General features: G+C 60.0%; 22 protein-coding genes. 13 read left to right on the top strand and 9 right to left on the bottom strand.

The features are described 5' to 3' along the window. Positions 1–14: 14 nt before the first annotated feature. Genes AC8GFZ_RS15125 through asd form a run of 4 tightly spaced genes read right to left on the bottom strand, consistent with a single transcriptional unit; the run spans position 15 to position 4,334 of the window. The gene (locus AC8GFZ_RS15125) at positions 15–707 is read right to left on the bottom strand and encodes a phosphoribosylanthranilate isomerase (protein ID WP_506645741.1); all 693 of its coding nucleotides are present in this window, start codon (positions 705–707) and stop codon (positions 15–17) included. Continuing rightward, positions 704–1,504, bottom strand: coding sequence for a tRNA pseudouridine(38-40) synthase TruA (gene truA, locus AC8GFZ_RS15120; RefSeq protein ID WP_506645740.1), 801 nt, complete (start codon positions 1,502–1,504; stop codon positions 704–706). Before truA ends, AC8GFZ_RS15125 begins: the two co-directional genes overlap by 4 nt. A gap of 5 nt (positions 1,505–1,509) precedes the next feature. After that, positions 1,510–3,129 (bottom strand): type IV pilus assembly protein FimV, encoded by a 1,620-nt coding sequence (locus AC8GFZ_RS15115; RefSeq protein WP_506645739.1) that lies wholly within the window; start codon positions 3,127–3,129, stop codon positions 1,510–1,512. A gap of 47 nt (positions 3,130–3,176) precedes the next feature. Beyond that, complete coding sequence (asd, locus tag AC8GFZ_RS15110; protein ID WP_506645869.1) at positions 3,177–4,334, bottom strand: aspartate-semialdehyde dehydrogenase; 1,158 nt, start codon at positions 4,332–4,334, stop codon at positions 3,177–3,179. A 376-nt stretch (positions 4,335–4,710) separates the two neighbouring features. Between asd and AC8GFZ_RS15105 the strand changes: the two genes are divergently transcribed. Beyond that, on the top strand, positions 4,711–5,091 hold the full coding sequence (locus tag AC8GFZ_RS15105) for a hypothetical protein (RefSeq protein ID WP_506645738.1): 381 nt from the start codon (positions 4,711–4,713) through the stop codon (positions 5,089–5,091). A 76-nt stretch (positions 5,092–5,167) separates the two neighbouring features. Here the strand turns inward: AC8GFZ_RS15105 and AC8GFZ_RS15100 are convergent, their stop codons facing one another. Continuing rightward, positions 5,168–6,460, bottom strand: coding sequence for an MmgE/PrpD family protein (locus tag AC8GFZ_RS15100; RefSeq protein WP_506645737.1), 1,293 nt, complete (start codon positions 6,458–6,460; stop codon positions 5,168–5,170). A 93-nt stretch (positions 6,461–6,553) separates the two neighbouring features. Between AC8GFZ_RS15100 and AC8GFZ_RS15095 the strand changes: the two genes are divergently transcribed. Together AC8GFZ_RS15095 and AC8GFZ_RS15090 are read left to right on the top strand one after the other, a co-directional pair. Further along, a complete protein-coding gene (locus AC8GFZ_RS15095; RefSeq protein ID WP_506645736.1) occupies positions 6,554–7,588 on the top strand; it encodes a Bug family tripartite tricarboxylate transporter substrate binding protein in 1,035 nt (344 codons plus the stop codon). A gap of 21 nt (positions 7,589–7,609) precedes the next feature. Next, positions 7,610–8,398 carry a DODA-type extradiol aromatic ring-opening family dioxygenase gene (locus tag AC8GFZ_RS15090; protein ID WP_506645735.1) on the top strand — a complete coding sequence of 263 codons (789 nt, stop codon included), beginning with the start codon at positions 7,610–7,612 and terminating at the stop codon, positions 8,396–8,398. Positions 8,399–8,425: 27 nt separating this feature from the next. Here AC8GFZ_RS15090 and leuB read toward each other — a convergent pair whose 3' ends face one another. The 4 genes from leuB to AC8GFZ_RS15070 all read right to left on the bottom strand — a co-directional run bounded on the left by leuB (position 8,426) and on the right by AC8GFZ_RS15070 (position 12,057). Further along, complete coding sequence (gene leuB / locus AC8GFZ_RS15085; RefSeq protein ID WP_506645734.1) at positions 8,426–9,496, bottom strand: 3-isopropylmalate dehydrogenase; 1,071 nt, start codon at positions 9,494–9,496, stop codon at positions 8,426–8,428. Then, a complete protein-coding gene (gene leuD / locus AC8GFZ_RS15080; RefSeq protein WP_506645733.1) occupies positions 9,493–10,152 on the bottom strand; it encodes a 3-isopropylmalate dehydratase small subunit in 660 nt (219 codons plus the stop codon). The genes leuB and leuD overlap by 4 nt, the downstream gene beginning before the upstream one ends. A gap of 11 nt (positions 10,153–10,163) precedes the next feature. Continuing rightward, positions 10,164–11,585, bottom strand: a complete 1,422-nt coding sequence (gene leuC, locus AC8GFZ_RS15075; protein WP_506645732.1) for a 3-isopropylmalate dehydratase large subunit — start codon at positions 11,583–11,585, stop codon at positions 10,164–10,166. A gap of 82 nt (positions 11,586–11,667) precedes the next feature. Continuing rightward, the gene (locus AC8GFZ_RS15070) at positions 11,668–12,057 is read right to left on the bottom strand and encodes a hypothetical protein (RefSeq protein WP_506645731.1); all 390 of its coding nucleotides are present in this window, start codon (positions 12,055–12,057) and stop codon (positions 11,668–11,670) included. Between the two features lie 209 nt (positions 12,058–12,266). Here AC8GFZ_RS15070 and AC8GFZ_RS15065 point away from each other — a divergent pair, with 209 nt between their 5' ends. The 10 genes from AC8GFZ_RS15065 to AC8GFZ_RS15020 all read left to right on the top strand — a co-directional run bounded on the left by AC8GFZ_RS15065 (position 12,267) and on the right by AC8GFZ_RS15020 (position 20,807). After that, on the top strand, positions 12,267–12,620 hold the full coding sequence (locus AC8GFZ_RS15065) for a Rieske (2Fe-2S) protein (RefSeq protein ID WP_506645730.1): 354 nt from the start codon (positions 12,267–12,269) through the stop codon (positions 12,618–12,620). Then, the gene (locus AC8GFZ_RS15060; RefSeq protein WP_506645729.1) at positions 12,617–13,408 is read left to right on the top strand and encodes an ABC transporter ATP-binding protein; all 792 of its coding nucleotides are present in this window, start codon (positions 12,617–12,619) and stop codon (positions 13,406–13,408) included. Before AC8GFZ_RS15065 ends, AC8GFZ_RS15060 begins: the two co-directional genes overlap by 4 nt. 62 nt (positions 13,409–13,470) lie before the next feature. Continuing rightward, on the top strand, positions 13,471–14,460 hold the full coding sequence (locus AC8GFZ_RS15055; protein WP_506645868.1) for an ABC transporter substrate-binding protein: 990 nt from the start codon (positions 13,471–13,473) through the stop codon (positions 14,458–14,460). A gap of 3 nt (positions 14,461–14,463) precedes the next feature. Continuing rightward, the gene (locus tag AC8GFZ_RS15050; RefSeq protein WP_506645728.1) at positions 14,464–15,240 is read left to right on the top strand and encodes an ABC transporter permease; all 777 of its coding nucleotides are present in this window, start codon (positions 14,464–14,466) and stop codon (positions 15,238–15,240) included. Further along, positions 15,237–15,998, top strand: coding sequence for an SDR family oxidoreductase (locus AC8GFZ_RS15045; RefSeq protein ID WP_506645727.1), 762 nt, complete (start codon positions 15,237–15,239; stop codon positions 15,996–15,998). Before AC8GFZ_RS15050 ends, AC8GFZ_RS15045 begins: the two co-directional genes overlap by 4 nt. A 120-nt stretch (positions 15,999–16,118) precedes the next feature. After that, positions 16,119–16,631 carry a cupin domain-containing protein gene (locus AC8GFZ_RS15040; RefSeq protein WP_506645867.1) on the top strand — a complete coding sequence of 171 codons (513 nt, stop codon included), beginning with the start codon at positions 16,119–16,121 and terminating at the stop codon, positions 16,629–16,631. A gap of 12 nt (positions 16,632–16,643) precedes the next feature. After that, complete coding sequence (locus AC8GFZ_RS15035) at positions 16,644–17,477, top strand: alpha/beta fold hydrolase (protein ID WP_506645726.1); 834 nt, start codon at positions 16,644–16,646, stop codon at positions 17,475–17,477. Beyond that, positions 17,474–18,319 carry an IclR family transcriptional regulator gene (locus tag AC8GFZ_RS15030; RefSeq protein WP_506645725.1) on the top strand — a complete coding sequence of 282 codons (846 nt, stop codon included), beginning with the start codon at positions 17,474–17,476 and terminating at the stop codon, positions 18,317–18,319. The genes AC8GFZ_RS15035 and AC8GFZ_RS15030 overlap by 4 nt, the downstream gene beginning before the upstream one ends. A 5-nt stretch (positions 18,320–18,324) precedes the next feature. Further along, positions 18,325–20,013, top strand: coding sequence for a thiamine pyrophosphate-binding protein (locus AC8GFZ_RS15025; protein WP_506645724.1), 1,689 nt, complete (start codon positions 18,325–18,327; stop codon positions 20,011–20,013). Next, the gene (locus tag AC8GFZ_RS15020) at positions 20,010–20,807 is read left to right on the top strand and encodes an aspartate dehydrogenase (protein WP_506645723.1); all 798 of its coding nucleotides are present in this window, start codon (positions 20,010–20,012) and stop codon (positions 20,805–20,807) included. The genes AC8GFZ_RS15025 and AC8GFZ_RS15020 overlap by 4 nt, the downstream gene beginning before the upstream one ends. Positions 20,808–20,830 lie beyond the last annotated feature (23 nt).

Below are 20,830 nucleotides of genomic sequence, written 5' to 3'. Positions count from 1 at the left end.
CGGAAGGGGATATTTCAGTCGCCGTGAGCGGCGCGGAGGTCGGCGGCCCGCACAGCCGCCACAAAAGTTTGCATCAAGTGGGCATCCTTGATGCCAGGCGCAGATTCGATGCCTGAGCTCACATCCACGGCGAGCGACAGACCCCGATGGCGCACATCACGAATGCCGTCGGCCACGTTTGCAGGTGTGAGTCCACCAGACAAAACGAGGTGAGCATTGACGTTTGTTGGAAGCCGTGACCAATGGAATGCCTTGCCGCCACCGCCATAACCGTCGACATGGGCGTCGAGCAGCACAGCGTTGGCCTGTGAATAATCTTGGGTGTATTTTACGAGGTCAAACGGGGGTGACGCTTCTCCCAGGGGAATGCGTGCGGCACGCAGCCAGCGCCGACCCAGCCGTTGACCCCAATGGGCACATTCGGTGGGAGTTTCATCGCCGTGGAACTGCAGCCATGCGCCAGGCACTTGGGCAGCGGCGGTTTCAATCTCGCTGGCTTGGGCGTTCACAAACAGCAACACAGGGGTGACAAAGGCGGGCAAGCGGCGGGCCAATTGCGCAGCGCGCTGCGCGTCCACATACCGCTTGCTGGGTGGGTACAGCACCAGGCCAATCGCATCCGCACCAGCGGCCACCGCTGCATCCACATCGGATTCGCGGGTGAAGCCGCACATCTTGATGCGGGTGGTGTACACAGAGGGGGTCATGATGGCAACCAATCATACGCAGGCGTGCGCGTGGGCAAGCCCCATTCCGGCGCGTATTGCGGGCCTAAAAAATACAAGCCATCTGGAGAGAAGGTGGGTGCCGCAACATCCCGGTTGCGGGCATGCAGCACCTCTTGCATCCACGATACGGGTTGAAGGCCTTGGCCCACTTGCAACAAACAACCCATGATGTTGCGAATCATGTGGTGCAAAAAAGCATTGGCTTCAAATTCAAAGCGCCAGTAGGCTTGGCCGTTATCCCCGCCACAGGCCGAAATATCGATCTTGCGCAGGGTTTTGACCGGTGTGGGCGACTGGCATGCAGAGGCCCGAAACGAGCTGAAATCGTGTTCGCCCAGCAGCAGCTTGGCGGCTGTTTGCATGGGCTCGGCTTGCAGGGGGCGAAACACCCAACCCACCCGACCGCTCTCTAAGCTGGGGCGCACAGGGGATGACAACACCACATAGGCGTAGCGCCGGCCCACCGCACTGCCACGGGCATGAAAGCTGGGCGGTACCTCTTGGGCCCATTGCACCGCAATGTCGGCGGGTAAAAAAGCATTGGTGCCGCGCACCCAAGAGGACATGTCGCGTGTCAGATCGGTGTCGAGGTGAACCACTTGCATCAGACCATGCACCCCTGAGTCGGTGCGGCCTGCGCACAAGGTGTGCACCGGTTGTTGGCAAAAGTCGCTGAGCGCGGCCTCCAACTTGTCTTGCACCGTCAGCCCAGAGCGTTGGCTTTGCCAACCTTCGTAAGCCTGGCCCAAGTAGCTCAGGCCCAGCGCCACGCGCATGCGGCTCAGGCTTTTCGCTGGCTCAACCAGCGTTGGGCCTTGAGTTGAATCTCGCCCGTGGCCTCGCGCACCACCTCATCTGCCAGGGCGCGGGCGGTGTTTTGTTGCCCCATGTCCCACAACTCCTCGGCCAAGTTGAGGCGAACCTCATAGTCGGAGGGCGGTGGGGCGTCGCTCAAGTCAGGCGCGACGGCATCCAACGGCGGTGCCACTTCGCGACCTTGGGCCGACACCGACTTGGGTTGGGCATCCAACTCCAGGTCAAAGTTGAAGGGGTTTTGGGGGCTGGATTCGACTGGGCTGGCTCTGGAACGGTCATCGAAAGTTGGGTTTTCTGGCGTGGCGCGCTGGCGACTGCGTCCCCAGGCCAACAAAGCCAGCAGTGCCACCAAGGCACCCGCAGCATAAGGGGTCCAGGGGTGCTCAATGAGTTCGTCAACCACGCTGCCAGAGGCTTTGGCGGGTGGGGCGTTCACGGCTACAGCCACAGCCGGGGCAGCGATGCCACTGGCCGCCTGCGCCAGTGCATTCAGATCGGTCACAGTTTGGCTGGCAGCTTCAGTTTCTTTGGCGGTTTGCTCCACTTGTTTTTGGGCGGCGACTTTGTCGGCTTCTTGGGCGGCGCTGGAGTCGGCCTTGCCCAAGGTGAGCTTGTCTTGGCTGGGCTTCGTGCTGCCATCTTTGACCTGGGCTTGTACCCGTCCTTCAGCGCTTCGGCCGGCCTTGGGCAATTCGGTGCTGGGTGCAGCAGCAGCCAAATTGGCGCGGTATTTGGCAAAGTCAGCGGCCTGCGCTTTGATGGTTTGGCGCGCTTCTGTGGTGGGGGTTTGTTGGGCTTCTTGTGCGCTGGGCAGTTTCAGCACAGCACCGGCTTTGAGGCGGTTGACATTGTTGTCAACGAATGCATCGGGGTTGGCGCGCAGCAAGGCCAATAGCATTTGGTCGAGGGAGACGTTGCTTTCTTTGTGCAGTGCCGCCAATTCGCCCGCTGTGTCGCCGCGGACCACGGTGAGGCTTTGACCTCGTTCTGTTTTGGCAGTTTTGGTGGCGGGGGTCGCGGGGGGTGGGGGCTCAGCAGCCTTTTCAGCCACGGCAGGTGCTGGTGCAGAAGGGGCGGGAACAGTTGGTGCTGTGGGTGTTGCTGGCGCAGGCTCTGGCTGTGCCACGGCGGGCGGGCTGATCACCGGCAAGCTCGGCGCAGGTGCTGGGGCCGCGGCAGTTGCTGCAGGACTCGCACCCGATTGGGTCGGGATGTTGCCCATGAAAACCCGCCGACCTGTGGCCCAGCGGAACTCGATGAGCATGTCCAAGGAAGATGATGTGAGCGGTTGCTCGCTGCTGAACTCAATTACGGCAGTCCCATCGGGCTTGCGCCTGAATTGTGTTTTGATCAAGGCCAATTCGGGTGAAGGGGTCACACGCGCCACGCTGTACAAATCGGGCGATGCCAAAAAAGCCTGCAAATCATTTCCTTCGACCGGGCTGATGTCTTTGACTTCCAACTCGGCCAGCAAGCGTTCACCGGGCTTGGAGAGCAAGCTGATATTGCCCAGGCTGAGGGCCCCGACAGAGCCCATCCAAAAGCTCGACAGCACCCAAAATGCAGCTGTTCGAAGGTTTTTCATGGCAGTATCCAGGACATATTGAACATTCGCAGATGTTACCTTCTTCCTTAACTGCGCAGCAAAATTCTCAACATCCGCCGCAGAGGCTCTGCCGCCCCCCACAACAGTTGGTCGCCAATGGTGAAAGCGCCGACATACTCTGGGCCAAACGCCATTTTGCGGATGCGGCCCACGGGAATCGTCATGGTGCCAGTCACTGCCACGGGGGTGAGGTGTTGCAAAGTGGCCTCACGGTTGTTGGGAACCACCTTCACCCATTCGTTGTCAGCAGCGATCATGGCCTCGATGTCGGCGATCGGAACATTCTTTTTGAGTTTGAAGGTGAGTGCTTGGCTGTGGCAGCGCATCGCACCAATGCGTACGCAAAAGCCATCAACGGGGACTGCGGGTTGCGCAAAGCCCGGTCCTTGACCCAAAATTTTGTTGGCCTCGGCCATGCCTTTCCATTCTTCCCGGCTGGTGCCCCAGAACTCGTCGCCTTCAGTTTTGCCCAGACCCAAATCTTTGTCGATCCATGGGATGAGCGAGCCACCTAAGGGTGCGCCAAAGTTCTCAGTCTCGGCAGCGGTGAGGGCACGCTGCTTAGCGATGACTTTGCGGTCAATTTCCAAAATGGCGCTTTTGGGGTCGTTCAACAGGTCTTTGACCTCGGCGTGGAGGGTGCCAAACTGGGTCAGCAGTTCGCGCATGTGCGCGGCCCCACCACCGGAGGCGGCTTGGTAGGTTTGGGTGCTCATCCACTCCACCAAACCGGCTTTGTACAAAGCGCCCACGCCCATCAACATGCAGCTCACCGTGCAGTTGCCGCCGACCCAATTGAGGCCACCTTTGGCCAAGGCGTTTTCGATCACGGGCAGGTTCACCGGGTCGAGGATGATGATGGCGTCGTCTTTCATGCGCAGGGTGGAGGCCGCGTCAATCCAGTGGCCCTTCCATCCGGCGTTGCGCAGCGTGGGAAACACCTCCGAGGTGTAGTCGCCGCCTTGGCAAGTGATGATGATGTCGCAAGCTTTGAGGGCGTCGATGTTGTGGCCATCGAGCAGCTTGGTTTCGTTTTTCGCCATGGCAGGCGCTGCGCCTCCGGCGTTGGAGGTGGAGAAAAACACGGGCTCGATCAGGTCGAAGTCTTTTTCAGCTTGCATGCGGTCCATCAGGACCGAGCCGACCATGCCTCGCCAGCCGACCAGGCCGACGCGATTTCCGATTTTTTTCATGTGTTTGCCCTTTCAATCCATGTGTTTTTGATCCCCGGCTCGTCTGGCCGGGAAGGGCGCGACGAACCAAGGCGGTTAGCCTTTGGTTGTTTTCAAAGTGATCGTGCGGGTGCGTCCCTGAACCGACGGGGTCCGTGGAGCGTGGGGTGTAGCACTTTGTTTGCAGATCATGCAGGTGATTCTAGCGGCCCTGTCCAACGCTGGCTGACAAGGCCGCGACCATGGGGCTGCCCACGGCCAGCGGTATGTTTGGTTCTATCATGGCAAGAGACACAAGGCCATGGGCCACCATCACGTTTCAGCATCCATCCGCAGCGCCAGGGAGGCGATGAACCATGCACGCACATGACCCTTCAGGAGCGACCCCATGAGGCGATTTCGCGGCCTGTGGCTGGCATGTTTGGCGGTGTTGCTTTCGGGCTGCGCCACGACGGCCAAATATGAACAAATGCTCAGCGCTTGGGTGGGCGCGTCTGAGTTGGACCTTTACCGGACCTGGGGACCGCCAAACAACCAATATGAAGCCGCTGGCAGCAAATTTGTCAGCTTCATGCGTCAGGGGCAGATGTGGGTTCCGGGCACTGCACCTTCTTACCAAACCATCTTCACGGGGAACAGCGCCTTCACCCAAGCCGTGGGAGGCTCCCCTGCTTACAACATCTCCCTGACCTGCCAAACCACGTTTGAAATACGCCAAGAGAAAGTGGTGGGGTCGCGTTGGCAGGGCAACAACTGCACTGCCCAATGATGCGGGCTTGGTGGTGCTTTTGATCAGGCGCGGGAGGTGTCTTAGGCGCTCTGCCCCCAAGCCTGTGTGCAGTCACTCAGGGAAAGATGGCGGCTTGGGCTGGGGCATGAAGCACATGGTCGGCCAAGCTTAGGCTGCGTGCAGGGCTCAAACTGCCCTCGCAGTTGATGATGAATTTTTGCTTCAAGGCTGCTTCGCTCCAGGGCATGTCAGCGTCGCCCATCACCGCGTGGCAGGTGTTCTCCAGCACCCGACCATCCACCAACGACAGTTGCAACTTGGCGCGTCGCCATTGCTTTTGGGTCCATTCATGGTGCACGTGTATGGTCACTTTTTTCTCCAGCTGGCGCACCCCCTCATCCTCAAATTCGGGGCTGGTGTAGACGGTTGAATTCAGGTGCCCCCAGCGGAGCATGGCGGCCACGCCAAAAGACAGCGAAAACTGCGCTTGCAATGGGGTTTGGGGTTGGCGCACACCGCAATACGTCAAGGCTTCTTGGTAAACCCATAAATCGATGTGGTCCAACAAATCCAAGTCAAACTGTGTGCGCAGGCCCAACGCAGCATGCGCGCCGTAGTGGACATGGCGCACTGCCGCATAGGGCTTGAAGTAGGCGGACAAAATTTCAAAATCGTCCGCTCCTTGCCATCCCTCAGGCGCGGATTTTTGATAGACCACTTGCAAATGGTTTTCGATGGCATTGGCGGGTGCGCTGATGCCAGCGGCTGCGGCTTGTGCTGACATTTGCCCCAGCATGGCGGCGTGGCCCAAATAGGTGTTGCGCGCTGTGTCGCCGGTTTGGATCGGTCGGTACAACGAGGTGGGTAATTGGCAGGCCGCGATGTGGATGGCGGTCAGGGTCTGCTGGGCATTGAGCTGTAAGGCGCTGGCTGCCGCTGCCGCGCTGCCCAAGGACGGCCAATTGCCGTCCACATGCATGCCCGGTGCAATGCGCAGCAAGGCACCCATGCGCGCACCCACTTCGTAGCCCAGCACGAAAGCGTTCAGCAACTGCCCCCAATTCAATTGATGCACCCAGGGCCAAATCGCCGCCAAGGCTGCCACGCCAGGGCGGCCGTGGGCACGGGCATGGCCTTCACAGGCTTCGTCCCAACAAGCGGCCATGGCAAAGGCCATGGCGGCACCTGCGCTGGGCCCGGTGGGGGTGGGGTCTGCGGTGGCAAAGGGATCGGTGCGCAGGTGCTGTCCTTCTAGCCACGCCCGCACGGTGGGAGATCGACCACCGGCGATGGCGCAACCCAAGGTGTCAAGCACCAGCCAACGGGCCTGTGTGTCGACCTGTTGGGGCCATGCATGACCAGCTTGGGTGAGTCGCTCGATCAGTTGCTGTAAATGGTGTTCTATCAAGGTGTGCCCCGCAATGCGTCATGCAAAAGCCTGCATCCTAAGCGCTTGCAGTTTGTCTGGGGTCTAAGAGAGTGCTTTCATTTTGGGGTGAAAATGACCCAAGTCGATGCGCGTTTGCGCGCGCCATGTTGTGTGATCCATGAAAGAAGCAAGATGTATCTGAACAGTTCAATCTGGGGTTGGATTTTCAAAGGGTGGGCCTGCTTGGCCTTGTGCACAGCCTTGAGCCTATCGGCGCAAGGTTTTCCCACCAAAGCGATCACCATCGTCGTGCCCTATGCCCCTGGAGCCACCGACCGCGAGGCCCGAAAAATCGCCGAGCTGGCCGCCAAGCACTTGGGCCAATCGGTGGTGGTTGAAAACCGCGATGGTGCGGGGGGCACCATTGGCGCAACCTACGTCGCCCGAGCCAACCCAGACGGCTACACCTTGTTGTATTCGGCACCTGCGGTTCTCACCGTGGCCCCTTTGGTGGGCAAGCCCGCATATGTTTATGAAGATTTGATGCCCTTGGCCCGTGCCAGCATCACCCCCCATTATTTGGCGGCCCGCATCGATGCGCCCTTTCGCAATGCGCGCGAGATGGTGGCGTATGCCAAGTCCAACCCCGGCAAGCTGACCTTTGGCAGCCCCGGCAATGGCACGGCGGTGCATTTGGCCGGAGAAGCTTTGGCCGATGCAGCAGGCTTCCAATTCACCCATGTGCCGCACCGCGGCTTGGCACCGGCTTTGACCGCGGTGATGGGTGGCTTTGTGGATGTGGTGATTGGTGCGCCGGGCGTGATCAACGCCCAGGTGGAGGCCGGCAAGCTGCGGGCCATCGCGCAGTTTGGTGCCACCCGGGCGGCTGCTTTGGGCACCGTACCCACCTTGAGGGAACAAGGCATTGACCTCGCTTTGCGTGCTGACTTTGGTTTTTTTGCACCCAAAGGTCTGCCCGCCGATGTGGTTGTGCGCTTGAATGACGCCTTGCAAAAAGCCATTGAATCGGAAGAGTTCAAAAGTTTTGTTGCCGTGTCCCTGGTTGCACCAGCCTTTCTCAATGCCAACGATTACCGACACGTGGTGGACGCGGAACGAGCGATTTATGCCCGGGTGGTCCCCAAGTTGGCCTTGGACAACCGATGATTTCTTCAGGGGGAATTTGACATGTCCCGCATGCCGGCCTTGTACATTCCCCATGGGGGTGGCCCTTCGTTTTTCATGACCGGTGAGCGCAAGCAACTGTTTCAGCAGACCGAAGATTTTTTGCGCGATATCGACCAGCACCTGCCGGCCAAGCCCAGCGCCATTTTGATCATCACGGCGCACTGGGAAGCCCGCGTGCCCTCCTTCACCAGTGGCTCAAACCCAGCGTTGATTTACGACTACTACGGTTTTCCGCCTGAAACCTATGCCTTGCAATACCCAGCCCCAGGCCAACCTGCATTGGCCGCACAGGCGGCCCACTTGCTCGAGGCAGCCGGGTTCCCCTCGTTCATCGACCCTGAGCACGGCTGGGACCATGGGGTGTTCATCCCGCTCAAAGTGATGTACCCGCAAGCCGACATCCCGGTGGTGGCCATGTCTTTGCAAGCCAATCTGGACCCTGTGATGCACTGTCAGTTGGGGCGCGCGCTCAGCAGTTTGCGCGATGAAGGCGTTTTGATTTTGGGCTCGGGCATGAGCTATCACAACCTGCGCGATTTCGCCGGTCAAGCCCCGGCCTCGTATGCTTTTCATGACTGGTTGGACCAAGCATTGAGCGGTGATTGGCAGACCCGGACCGACCAGTTGAGTCGCTGGCGCGCGGCCCCGGGCGGTGTGGCGTCACACCCCAGGGAAGAACATTTGTTGCCCCTGATGATCGCCAGCGGTGCTGGGTTCGATCCGCCCGGTCGCGCCATTTGGCGCGGTGAAATTGGCCCAACCTGCGCGGGTGCCTGGGCGTTTGATTGAAGGCTCGGCGTCTGCTTCTATGCCTGCTCAACCCAATGCCTTGACCACCGCATCGCCCATTTGCGCGGTGCCCACCTTGGTGGTGCCTTCGCTGTAGATGTCGCCGGTGCGCAGGCCTTGGGCCAAAACTTTTTTCACCGCGTTTTCAATGCGCACCGCAGCGGCTTCTTGGTTCAGGCTGAAGCGCAGCATCATGGCCGCACTCAAGATGGTGGCCAAGGGGTTGGCCACGCCTTTGCCGGCGATGTCGGGTGCGCTGCCATGGCTGGGCTCGTACAAGCCTTGGTTGCTGGCGTTGAGTGACGCCGAGGGCAACATGCCAATGGAGCCAGTCAGCATGGAGGCTTCGTCGGAGAGGATGTCGCCAAACATGTTGCCGGTCACCACCACGTCAAAGCGCTTGGGCTCTTTCACCAACTGCATGGCCGCGTTGTCCACGTACATGTGGTCCAGCGCCACATCTGGGTAGTCTTTGTGCACCTCGGTGACGATGTCTTTCCAGAACTGGAAGGTCTCGAGCACATTGGCCTTGTCCACGCTGGTCACGCGCTTGCTGCGCTTGCGGGCGGCTTCAAACGCCACACGCGCAATGCGCTCCACCTCGGGGCGGGTATAGCGCATGGTGTCAAAGGCTTCTTCGGCACCAGCGAAAGCACCATCGGGCGAGACGCGGCGACCCCGTGGTTGGCCAAAGTAAATATCACCGGTCAGCTCGCGGATGATGAGGATGTCCAAACCTGCAATCAATTCTGGCTTCAAGCTGGAGGCACCGACCAATTCGGGGTAACAAATGGCAGGGCGAAAGTTGGCAAACAGCCCCAGGTTTTTGCGCAAACCCAAGATGGCTTGCTCGGGGCGCAAGGGACGGTCCAAGGTGTCGTATTTCCAGTCGCCCACCGCGCCAAACAAAATCGCATCGGCTTCTTTGGCTAGCTTCAGGGTACTGTCGGGCAGCGGGTGGCCGTGGGCGTCGTAGGCACAACCACCCACCAATGCCGTTTCCATTTCCAGGGGCAAGCCCAAAACTTTGAGCACTTTGACCGCTTCAGCGACGATCTCGGTGCCAATGCCGTCACCAGGCAGAACTGCAATTTTCATCGGAAGCTCTCCGGCAAGGTTTGCGCCAACCAAGGTTTGGCGGTCAGGCGTGCGGCCTCAAAGTCACGAATTTTGTCGGCGTGGCGCAGGGTCAGGCCAATGTCGTCCAAGCCATTCATCAGGCAATAGCGGCGAAAGGGTTGCACCTCAAACGGGATTTCTTCACCTTGGGGGCGCACCACCACTTGGCGGTCCAAGTCAACTGTCAGCTGATAACCCGGGAAGCCAAAGCACTCGTCAAACAACTGGCTGACGATGGTCTCTGGGAGCACGATGGGCAGCAAGCCGTTTTTAAAGCTGTTGTTGAAAAAGATGTCGGCATAGCTGGGCGCGATGATGGCGCGAAAGCCGTATTGCTCCAAGGCCCACGGCGCATGCTCGCGCGAAGAGCCGCAGCCAAAGTTTTTGCGTGCCAGCAAAACGGACGCGCCTTGGTAGCGGGCTTGGTTCAAGATGAAGTCGGGGTTGATCTTGCGCTGCACATGCTCTTGCCCGGGCTCGCCTTTGTCGAGGTAGCGCCATTCGTCAAACAGGTTGGGGCCGAAGCCGGTTTTTTTGATCGACTTCAGAAACTGTTTGGGAATGATCGCGTCGGTATCGACGTTTTCGCGGTCCATGGGGGCGACCAGGCCTTTGTGCACATTGAATTTATTCATGGTCTTGGCTTTCAAACAAATTGGCGCACGTCAACAAAATGGCCGTGAATGGCTGCGGCGGCGGCCATGGCTGGACTGACCAAGTGGGTGCGCCCACCGGTGCCTTGGCGGCCTTCGAAGTTGCGGTTGCTGGTGGAGGCGCAGCGCTCGCCGGGCTCCAGGCGGTCGGCGTTCATGCCCAGACACATGGAACAGCCGGGTTCGCGCCACTCAAAACCCGCGGCCTTGAAGATTTCGTCCAGCCCTTCTTTTTCGGCCTGCGCTTTGACCAAGCCAGAACCGGGCACCACCATGGCCAGCTTGACGTTGCGCGCCACTTTTTGGCCCAAACGTTTGACCACCGCAGCCGCCTCGCGCATGTCTTCAATGCGGCTGTTGGTGCAAGAGCCAATGAAGATTTTGTCCACCGTGATGTCGGCGATGGGCTTGCCGGGTTGCAGCCCCATATAGGTCAAGGCACGCTCAATGGCGAGCCGCTTGTTGGCGTCTTTTTCCTTGTCGGGGTCGGGCACGCGGTCCAGCACCGATAGCACCATCTCGGGCGATGTGCCCCAGGTGACTTGCGGCGCAATCTCGGCAGCATTCAGTTGCACCACGGCATCAAAGTGGGCGTCTGGGTCAGATTGCAAGGTTTTCCAGTAGGCCACCGCATGGTCCCATTCGAGGCCCTTGGGTGACAAGGGGCGGCCGCGCAGGTATTCGATGGTTTTGTCGTCCACCGCCACCAAGCCAGCGCGAGCGCCGGCCTCGATGGCCATGTTGCACAAGGTCATGCGCCCTTCTATGCTGAGCGCGCGCACGGCAGAGCCGGCAAATTCAATGGTGAAGCCAGTGCCACCAGCGGTGCCGATCTTGCCGATGATGGCCAGCACCATGTCTTTGCCCGTGAGCCCTTTGGGCAAGGTGCCATCCACGTGGATGCGCATGTTCTTGGCTTTTTTGGTCAGCAGGGTTTGGGTGGCCAGCACATGTTCCACCTCCGAGGTGCCAATGCCGTGGGCCAATGCGCCAAACGCGCCGTGGGTGGAGGTGTGTGAGTCGCCACACACCACCGTCATGCCGGGCAGGGTGGCACCGTTCTCTGGGCCAATCACGTGAACGATGCCTTGGCGCTTGGACAGAAAGGGGAAGTAGGCGGCGGCGCCGTACTCGGCCATGTTGCTGTCGAGTGTGGTGATTTGCTCTTTGCTCACCGGGTCGGTCAAGCCGTCATACCCCAGCTCCCAACCGGTGGTGGGGGTGTTGTGGTCGGCGGTGGCGATGACCGAACTCACACGCCACACCTTGCGCTTGGCCACCCGCAAACCCTCATAGGCCTGGGCGCTGGTCACCTCGTGCACCAAATGGCGGTCGATGTACAGCACGGCGGTGCCATCTTCCTCTGAAGTGACGAGGTGTTCGTCCCAAATCTTGTCGTAGAGCGTGCGTCCCATGGGGTGGTCCTGGTTGGTTGGCCAAAGAGGGCGGATTTTAGGCCCAGTGTTGGTGGGTCAAAACCCGAGGTGTCGCCTGCATTCAAGCGGTGTCAACAATGACCTCAGGGTCCAAGCGGCGGGCGCGGTGATCAATGTAATAACCGCCAAACTCGGTGTAGCGCAACACATGTTGGCCACACAGTTGGCAAGCGTGCAGCACACACCGGTTGGCGGGAAAGTGGGCGATCGAAACAGGGGCCAGCGGGTCGCCATAACGGGTGCCGTGGGGATGGTGTTCTTCAAAAGTGGGTTCGGCCACATTGGGGTCACGCAGGCTGGCCACAGCGGGCAGTTCGGCCTGCGGCCATTGGGATTCGGTGATGGGGGACCAGCCCTGGCAATGTTTCAAAGCGCAGGAGCAGTCTTGGCTGGGGTTTTGGGCCCAGGCGCGCAAAACGGCGGGGCTTTGGATGAGGGGCAAATCGGACATGCGGGTCAGGGCCAGGTTCGGGTCGGGTGGTGGCGACCATCTGCCCCCACTTGACTCAGACTAACACGCGAAGGCGCGGCGCGATCCCCGGTTGCGGCAGCCGGTGCAAAGGGTTTCCCCTGGGGAAAAAACGCCCATGGCCCTTTCATCCAGGTGCGGAAACGGCCATAATGGTTCTATCGTAAACCGTTGTTTTATATTTGAAACAAATGAGCCCTTCAAGTTCCACCATTCCCAACGACCCTGCGGCTGTCTGGCACGACGTGGCCCCGCGTGCGGACTTGGACCCCGACTTTCCCACGGGGGTCCAGGTGCAAGGCCAAAAAATTGGTTTGTTTTTGCTCCAAGGTGAGGTCCACGCTTTAGAAGATGTGTGCCCGCATGCCTATGCTTTGTTGTCCCAAGGCTTTGTCGAAGATGGCGTGGTCGAGTGTCCTTTGCATGCCGCGCGCTTTGAAATCAACGGCGGCAAATGTTTGAATGAAATCGGGCAGCGCGATTTGCGCTGCTTTCCGGTCAAGGTCGAGGCCGACCGCGTTTGGGTTCAGGTGCCCCAGGCATGAGCGCTGTCCCCGCCATCGCTTTTGAAGGGGTTGACAAAACCTTCCCGGCCAGCCGTTTGCACCCTGAGGTGAAAGCGGCGCGCTCGGTGAGCTTTGCCATCCAGGCCGGTGAGGTGGTGTCCATCATTGGCCCTTCAGGCTGTGGCAAAAGCACCTTGTTGAACATGGGCTCGGGTTTGGCACCACCCACGGCGGGTGTGGTCAAGGTCTTGGGTGTGCCGGTACAGGGCCCCAGCACCCAAGTGGCCTTCATGCTGCAAAAAGACCTGTTGTTGCCGTGGCGCACCATTTCCCAAAACGTCGAGTTTGGCTTGGAGTTGCGTGGCGTGGCCCCAGCGCAAAGGCGAGACAAATCCGAGCAGTTGCTGCAGCAGTTCAGGCTCCATGGATTTGGCAACAACTACCCGCACCAGCTGTCTGGCGGCATGCGCCAGCGCGCTGCACTGGCACGCACCCTGGCGGTGGACCCGACCGTTTTGCTCATGGACGAACCGTTTTCAGCGCTGGATGCGCAAACCAAAATGATCTTGCAGCAAGACTTGGCCCGCAGCGTTCATGCGCAGGGCAAAACCGTTTTGTTCATCACCCACGACTTGGCCGAAGCCGTGGCCTTGTCGGATCGAATTTTGGTGATGAGCGAGCGCCCGGGCACCATCGTCGAACAAATCACGGTGAATTTGCCTGATCGCGACAAACCTATGCAGCGGCGCAAACACCCTCAGTTGGGGGACCACGTGGCCCAGTTGATGGCCTTGCTCAAGCTGGATGGCGACACAGATATCCATTGAACCCTTTCCGTTGACCGAATCTTTTTTCCATGCCTTTGAACCATTGATAGGAGCAACCCATGATGCGACGCACCCTGATTGCCTTGGCCACCGCCTTGGCCACTTTGTCCCCCTTGAGCAGCCAAGCCCAAGCACCGTCAGCCAATCCCCAGGAGATCACTTATTTGCTGCCTGCCCCGGCCATCTTGCCCGCGTTTGGGCCGTGGATGCTGGCGCAAGCCAAGGGCTATTACGCGCAAGAAGGCCTGAACGTGAAGTTCGTCGCAGGGCGCGGTGGCGTGGACGTGGCCAAACAGATTGGCGCTGGCAATGCGGTGATTGGCGGGGCCATTGGCGACACCCCCATCATTGCGCGCGGTCAGGGCATTCCGGTCAAAGCCGTGGCCGTTTTGGGCGCTGGTTCGCTGATGCAATTGGTCAGCCACAAGGACGCACGCATTGAGTCGCCCCGCGAACTCAAGGGCCAGGTGGTCACCACCACCGGTTACACCGACACCACGTATTACGCTTTGCTGGGGATGTTGAGCAAGTCGGGTCTGACCAAAAACGATTTGGACATCCAATCGGCAGGCCCCGCCGGTGTGTGGCAACAGTTCACCGCCAAAAAGGCCGTGGCCATGGCGGCCGTGCCGGATTGGACGGCAACGGCCATGGCGGCCGGTGCCAAGGTCGACATCTTGCCTGCCGATGTGTACTTCAAAAGCATGGCTCAAGCCATTTTGGCCAGCGACGAGACGATTGCCAAAAACCCAGAGCTCATCCAAAAACTGGTGCGTGCCACATTGAAAGGCATGCGCGACATCATGAAAGACCCCAAGGCCGCTGCGACTGCCTATGTCGCTCACGTGCCCGCGCACAAAGGCAAAGAAGACTTGATTTTGCAAACCTTCGAGCTCTACAACAAATACGTCTACGCCAATCAAAAGGTGTTGGGGCAAATGGACGAAGCGCGTTTGATGGACTTGCAAAAGTTCTATGTCAGCAACGCCATCGTGCCCAAAGAAGTGGCGGCCAAAGACTTGTACACCAACCAGTTCGTCGGCTTGAAGTAAATCATGGGTTCGGGCATCAAAACCACCGCTTGGAGCGCCCTGGTCGCGCTCTTGTTCCTGGCCGCCTGGCAGTGGCTGCCAGGGTGGTGGGGCGTGCCCGAATTTATTTTGCCCAATGCCAGCAAAACCTGGGATGAATTGTTTCGCATTTATGGGGCAGAGCGTTTGCTCTGGCACAGCGGCATCACCGCGCTGGAAGTGGTGATCGGTTTTGTTTTGGGTGCAGCCTTGGGGGCGGCCATGGGCTACGCCCTGGGCTTGTCACCGCAAATCGAAGCCATCTTGTCGCCCTATTTGCTGGCCCTGCAAATCGCCCCCAAAGTGGCCTTTGCCCCGTTGTTTGTGATGTGGTTGGGCTACACCATCTACCCCAAAATTTTGGTGGCGATATTGATCGTCTTTTTCCCCGTCTTGATCAATGTGCTGACCGCCATGCGCAATCTGGATGCGGACATGATCAACCTGGCGCGGTCGTTTTCAGCCACCCGCTTGCAGGTTTTCTTCAAAGTGCAATGCCCAGCCACATTGCCCTCCCTGTTCTCGGGTTTGCGCATTGCCAGCACCTTGGCCGTGATCGGTGTGGTGGTCGGTGAGTTGGTCGGCGGCAACATGGGTTTGGGGTATTTGCTGGTCTTTTTTGAAGGGCAGGGAAATACCGCCGGCGTGTTTGTGGTGATCGGGGCTTTGACCTTGATCGGCATCTTGGCCTATTACGCGGTGGTCATCGCTGAAAACCGGGTCTTGCATTACCTGCCCAGCGCGGATAGAAAACCCACATGAGCGCGGCCAACCTTTGCGCAGATATGAAAGGCCGCCGGGTGCTGGTCACCGGCGGTGCCCGAGGCTTGGGGGCGGCATTTGCCAGCGCCTTGATTCAAACCGGTGCGCGGGTGGTGATCACCGACATATTGGACGACGCAGGGCGGGTATTGGCCCAGCAGTTGGGGCCTGATGCCCATTACCTGTCGATGGACATGGCCAAGCCAGAGGCGGTGCGCCAAGGGGTTGACCAAGCCGCGCAGTGGCTGGGTGGCATGGATGGTTTAGTCAACAACGCCGCCATCACCAACAGTGGCGGCAAAGACATGCAAGACATTGCCATCGACACCTGGGATCAGGTGATGGCGGTGAATGTGCGCGGTCCATGGTTGGCCACGGTGGCTGCGCATCCCCACCTCACAGCCAGCACCACCGGGCGGGTGGTCAACATCGCCTCGGACACGGCCTTGTGGGGTGCGCCCCGCTTGATGGCTTATGTGGCCAGCAAAGGCGCGGTGATGGCCATGACCCGTTCTATGGCCCGTGAGTTGGGGCCCGATGGAATCACGGTCAATGCCATCGCGCCAGGTTTGACGCTGGTGGAAGCCACCGCGTACATCCCTGAGGCGCGCCATGATTTGTACCTCAAAGGCCGTGCCTTGCAACGGCCCCAAGTGCCCGAAGACCTGACCGCTGCGCTGCTGTTTTTGCTCAGCCCCGGCAGCGGCTTCATCACCGGCCAGTTGCTGCCTGTCAATGGCGGCTTTGTCATGAATTGATTGTTGAATCAGGAGAACCCCACCATGTCACAAAACCACGCTGCTGCCAATCAACCCATGTTCAATGAACGAGGCTTGCTCAATGCCAACATCCCTGCCGAAGCTGACATCCAGGCCAGCATGCTGCGCCAACCGGGCCAGTCATTTGAGCAATGGATGGCGTCGCGCGTCGCGCGTTTCGAAACCCGCCGCTATGACTGGGACGCGTTGAAGTTTCAAGCCGATTACGACCCCAAATACCGCCGCGCCCAAATGCGCTACGTGGGCACCGGTGCGACCGGCGTGTCCAGCGACAACAACACCGTGCCATGTGGCCACTTCACTTTTTCGACCATGATCATTCCGGCGGGGCACGAGGGCCCTTCGCACATCCACTATGACGTGGAGGAAATCTTCTTCTTGTTGCGCGGCACCATGAAGGTGATTTGCGAAAAAGACGGCGAGCGCTGGGAGTCGGTTCTGCGTGAACGCGACCTGATCTCGGTCCCACCCGGTGTGTACCGCGAAGAAATAAACGTGGGCGAAGAGGATGCCCTCATGTGCGTGATGCTGGGCTCACCCAAGCCCATCACACCGGTGTACCCACCCGAGTCACCCTTGGCGGCGATCAAGCGCAACCTGACCAAGGCGTGATGGACTTAACCCATGTCTTTGTCTGAGCGCATCCAAGACTTTCCGCTGCAACGCATCTCAACCCCTCTGGGCCAGGTGGCTTACCGCAGTGCGGGCACCGAAGGCCAGCCTTTGTGGGTTTTGTTGCATGGCATTGGCTCCGCGTCGGGCAGTTGGTTGGCCCAATTGCAAGCCGCTCAGCGCCTGGGTGTGCGCATCTTGGCGTGGGACGCGCCGGGCTATGGCCAAAGCACGCCCCTGCAACCCGACCAACCCAAGGCCAGCGATTACGCAGCGCGTTTGTGGGCCTGGTTGGATGCGCTCGGCAGCGGCCCCGTGCACTTGGTCGGCCACTCGCTGGGTTGTTTGATGGCCAGTGCCGCTGCCCAAGCCCAACCCGAGCGGGTCAAGCATGTGTGGTTGTTGGCCCCTGCGGCGGGCTATGGTTTGGCAGATCCCCAAGTGCGAGCACGCAAGTTGCAAGATCGCTTGGAAAAACTCCAAACCCTGGGCCCTGCGGGCATGGCCGCGCAGCGTGCCAGTGCCATGCTGTCGCCTGCGGCCAGCGCAGAACAGCTGGCTTGGGTAGAACACACCATGGCGCAGGTCATTCCCGCCGGTTACACACAAGCCAGCCAGATGTTGGCGGGTGACGATTTGGCCACCTATTTGCGCGGCCTGTCGTGTCCGGTGGATGTCGCTTGCGGACAGGCCGATCGCATCACCCCTGCCCAAGGCTGTGCCGAGTTGGCCGCTGGCTTGGGATTGCCCTTTCATTTGTTGGGCGAAGTGGGCCATGCTTGTCCGCTGGAGGCCGCCGAGCGCGTCAATGATTTGATGTTCACCACGTCGAGCGAGTTGGCATGAGCGAGTCTGATCGTTACATCGTGCCCGCCTTGCAAAGAGGCCTGCAATTGATGCAGCAGTTCACCCGGGACGAACCCGCACACACCAGTGCGGCGCTGGCGCGCAAACTGGACATGCCGCGGGCATCGGTTTTTCGCATGCTCTATACCTTGGAGCAAATGGGGTTTGTCGAGCGCGCCGCCGATGGGGTCACCTACCGGCTGGGTTTGGGGGTGTTGCGCTTGGGCTTTGAAACCATTGCCTCGATGGAGATGGCCGAGCAGGCGCGCCCCGTGATCGCCGCCTTGTGCGAGCGCACAGGATATTCATCGCATTTGGTCTTGCGCGAAGGCACCGAGGTGGTGTTTGTGGTCAAGTCACCCGGGCGCAATGCTTTGTTTCACTCCATCCAAGTGGGTGCCCGCTTGCCTGCACATGCAACGGTGCTGGGCCGCGTTTTGATGGGGCACTTGGGTTCGCCTGAGTTGAAAGCGCTTTATCCCCAAGAGCCCTTGCCCGAATACACGGCACAAACGCCGACCACCCGCAGCCAATTGCTCAAGATGATTGAGCGTGACAAGGCCCAGGGCTACGGCACCAGTCAAGGTGGTTTCGAGTCGGGCATCTCCACCGTCGTGGCCCCGGTCACCAATGAATTCAATCAAGTGGTCGCCGCAGTGAGCGTGACCATTCCCAGCCAACGCATTGAGCCCCAAGATTTACCGGGCGTGGTGCAAGAAGTGCAACACGCTGCGGCCCAACTGAGCCAGCGCGTCAGCCACATCGACCCCACGTTTCAAGCCCACGCCCGGGCCCATCCTGCTGCGCCCCCGTCGCGCAGCATCAACCGCATTGCCGCATGAACCCGATGAACCGCCCACCTGTAGATACCGCCCAACGCATCACCGTGGGAGAGCTGGCGGTTCGCTTCATGGAAGCCAGTGGGGTGAAAACCGCCTACGGCGTGATCTCCATCCACAACATGCCCATCCTGGACGCCATGCACCAACGTGGGCAGGTGCGTTTTGTGTCCGCCCGTGGCGAAGCGGGTGCGTGCAACATGGCCGATGCCGCAGCGCGTGTCAGTGTCACCTGGGGCGTTTGCATCACCAGCACAGGCACGGGCGCAGGCAATGCCGCAGGGGCCTTGGTGGAGGCCTTGACCGCAGGCACGCCCATGCTGCACTTGACCGGTCAAATTGAATCTCAATATGTGGACCGAGATTGGGGCTACATCCATGAAGCGCCGGCGCAATTGGCCATGCTCTCGGCGGTGAGCAAAGTGGCGTTTCGCATCCGCGATGCCCAAAGCGCTTTGAGCATTCTGCGTGAGGCGCACCGCTTGGCCCACACCCCACCGTGTGGACCGGTCAGCATTGAAATCCCCATCGATGTGCAAGCCCAGTTGTTGGACCTGCCCGCCGATGTGTCGCCTTTGCCTTTGGCGCCGCTGACCCCCAGCGCTGCACAACTCGATGCGCTGGCGGCACAGTTGCAATCGGCACAACGCCCCTTGCTGTGGCTGGGTGGGGGTGCCCGCCATGCGGGTGCGGCGGTGCAACGTTTGATCGACATGGGTTGGGCCGTGGTCACATCGGTGCAAGGCCGTGGCGTTGTGTCCGAGCAGCACCCCATGAGCTTGGGTGCTTTCAATGTGCAAAAGCCGGTCGAGGCTTTGTATCAAACCGTTGATGCCATGCTGGTGGTGGGTTCGCGTTTGCGCAGCAACGAAACCCTGAACTACAAATTGCAATTGCCCCATCAGCGTTACCGCATCGATGCCAACTCCTTGGCCGATCAACGCGCCTACAGCAGCGAACTTTTTTTGCATGCCGATGCCAGCTTGGCCCTTCACGCCTTGGCCGATCGTTTGCAAGGCCGCATGCGCACCGATGCCAACTGGCCGCAGGCTGTGGCCCAAGCGCGCCAAGCGGCCGAGGCTGTGGTCGACGCCAGCCTGGGCCCTTATGTGGCCCTCAAAGACAGCTTGAACCGTGTGCAAAAGCAAACTGCACAAGGCCTGTGGTGGGTGCGTGACATCACCTTGTCCAACAGCATGTGGGGCAATCGCAGCCTGTGGTTGGACCACCCGCGTGCGGGCGTCCATGCCTTGGGCGGGGGCATTGGCCAAGGCTTGGCCATGGGCATCGGTGCCTCGCTTTCGGCTCAGGCGCACCAGTTGGGGCGCAAAACCGTGGCCCTGGTGGGCGATGGTGGCTTGATGCTCAACCCCGGCGAGTTGGCTTGTGCCCAACAAGAAAACGCGCAGATTGTGGTGCTGGTGATGAACGATCAGCGTTATGGCGTGATCCAAAACATCCAAGATGCGATGTATGGTGGCCGGCGCTGCTATGTCGATTTGTGCACGCCTGATTTCTCGCTGCTGTGCGCCAGCTTGAAGATCCCGCACTTTTTACTGTCTCAGCCGCAAGACTGTGATGTGGTGTTGAATCAAGCCATGGCCCACGAAGGGCCGGTGATGGTCGAGGTGGACATGAACCGTTGGGGGCCGTTTGCCACCAAATTTGCTGGCCCGCCCCGCAAGGAAACCGCATGAGCCAACCCACGGGTTTGACCTTGATCGGTTTGGGCGCGATTGGTCGTGCCATCGTGCAGCGCACCCGCGATTGGCCTGAGTTTTCGCTGCGCCATGTGGTGGTCACACCGCGGTCTGTCGAAGCGGCGCGCCAGTGGTTGGGGCCATCGGTGCAGGTGGTGACCGAGGTGCCATCCGATGCGCAATGGGTGCTCGAGTGCGCTGGCCACAGCGCCATTGAGCAACATGTGTTGTCCGCCTTGCAACGGGGCGTTGAATGTGCGTTGTTGTCCATCGGTGCCTTGGCCACACCCGGCTTGGCCCAGCAGGTTGAAGACGCGGCGCGCCTGGGGCGAACCCAGGTGCATGTGCTCAGCGGGGCCATTGGCGGCATCGACGCCATTGCCGCTGCGCGCTGGGGCGGCCTCAGTGAAGTGACCTACACCGGGCGCAAACCGCCGCAAGGTTGGCGCGGCAGTGCCGCCGAGTCGGTGGTGTCACTTGACAACTTGCGCGAAGCCACGGTGTTGATCGAAGGCAGTGCCGCCGAAGTGGCCATGAAGTACCCGAAAAATGCCAATGTCGCCGCCACCATTGCTTTGGCGGGTTTGGGGCTGCAAGCCACCCGCGCGCGCTTGATCGCTGACCCGAACGTCACAGAAAACATTCATGAAATCGATGTGCGCGGGGCCTTTGGCCACATGCAGCTGACCATGCGCGGCCAACCCTTGCCCGACAACCCCAAAACCTCCATGCTGACGGTGTTGTCTGCCCTGCGCTACTTGCACCATCGCGGCGCGGCCATGACGGTATAGCCAACAGAACCCTGATGGACAAG

The organism is Limnohabitans rimovensis (SeqCode) (assembly GCF_965234775.1).
Classification (GTDB): Bacteria; Pseudomonadota; Gammaproteobacteria; order Burkholderiales; family Burkholderiaceae_C; genus Limnohabitans; species Limnohabitans rimovensis.
This window is presented reverse-complemented; position numbering and strand designations above follow the sequence as displayed.

Coding starts and splice junctions, on each gene's coding strand:
- AC8GFZ_RS15125 (WP_506645741.1), bottom strand. CDS start 707: ATGACCCCCTCTGTGTACACCACCCGCATCAAGATGTGCGGCTTCACC.
- truA (WP_506645740.1), bottom strand. CDS start 1,504: ATGCGCGTGGCGCTGGGCCTGAGCTACTTGGGCCAGGCTTACGAAGGT.
- AC8GFZ_RS15115 (WP_506645739.1), bottom strand. CDS start 3,129: ATGAAAAACCTTCGAACAGCTGCATTTTGGGTGCTGTCGAGCTTTTGG.
- AC8GFZ_RS15105 (WP_506645738.1), top strand. CDS start 4,711: ATGAGGCGATTTCGCGGCCTGTGGCTGGCATGTTTGGCGGTGTTGCTT.
- AC8GFZ_RS15095 (WP_506645736.1), top strand. CDS start 6,554: ATGACCCAAGTCGATGCGCGTTTGCGCGCGCCATGTTGTGTGATCCAT.
- AC8GFZ_RS15090 (WP_506645735.1), top strand. CDS start 7,610: ATGTCCCGCATGCCGGCCTTGTACATTCCCCATGGGGGTGGCCCTTCG.
- leuB (WP_506645734.1), bottom strand. CDS start 9,496: ATGAAAATTGCAGTTCTGCCTGGTGACGGCATTGGCACCGAGATCGTC.
- leuD (WP_506645733.1), bottom strand. CDS start 10,152: ATGAATAAATTCAATGTGCACAAAGGCCTGGTCGCCCCCATGGACCGC.
- leuC (WP_506645732.1), bottom strand. CDS start 11,585: ATGGGACGCACGCTCTACGACAAGATTTGGGACGAACACCTCGTCACT.
- AC8GFZ_RS15070 (WP_506645731.1), bottom strand. CDS start 12,057: ATGTCCGATTTGCCCCTCATCCAAAGCCCCGCCGTTTTGCGCGCCTGG.
- AC8GFZ_RS15065 (WP_506645730.1), top strand. CDS start 12,267: ATGAGCCCTTCAAGTTCCACCATTCCCAACGACCCTGCGGCTGTCTGG.
- AC8GFZ_RS15060 (WP_506645729.1), top strand. CDS start 12,617: ATGAGCGCTGTCCCCGCCATCGCTTTTGAAGGGGTTGACAAAACCTTC.
- AC8GFZ_RS15055 (WP_506645868.1), top strand. CDS start 13,471: ATGCGACGCACCCTGATTGCCTTGGCCACCGCCTTGGCCACTTTGTCC.
- AC8GFZ_RS15050 (WP_506645728.1), top strand. CDS start 14,464: ATGGGTTCGGGCATCAAAACCACCGCTTGGAGCGCCCTGGTCGCGCTC.
- AC8GFZ_RS15045 (WP_506645727.1), top strand. CDS start 15,237: ATGAGCGCGGCCAACCTTTGCGCAGATATGAAAGGCCGCCGGGTGCTG.
- AC8GFZ_RS15040 (WP_506645867.1), top strand. CDS start 16,119: ATGCTGCGCCAACCGGGCCAGTCATTTGAGCAATGGATGGCGTCGCGC.
- AC8GFZ_RS15035 (WP_506645726.1), top strand. CDS start 16,644: ATGTCTTTGTCTGAGCGCATCCAAGACTTTCCGCTGCAACGCATCTCA.
- AC8GFZ_RS15030 (WP_506645725.1), top strand. CDS start 17,474: ATGAGCGAGTCTGATCGTTACATCGTGCCCGCCTTGCAAAGAGGCCTG.
- AC8GFZ_RS15025 (WP_506645724.1), top strand. CDS start 18,325: ATGAACCGCCCACCTGTAGATACCGCCCAACGCATCACCGTGGGAGAG.
- AC8GFZ_RS15020 (WP_506645723.1), top strand. CDS start 20,010: ATGAGCCAACCCACGGGTTTGACCTTGATCGGTTTGGGCGCGATTGGT.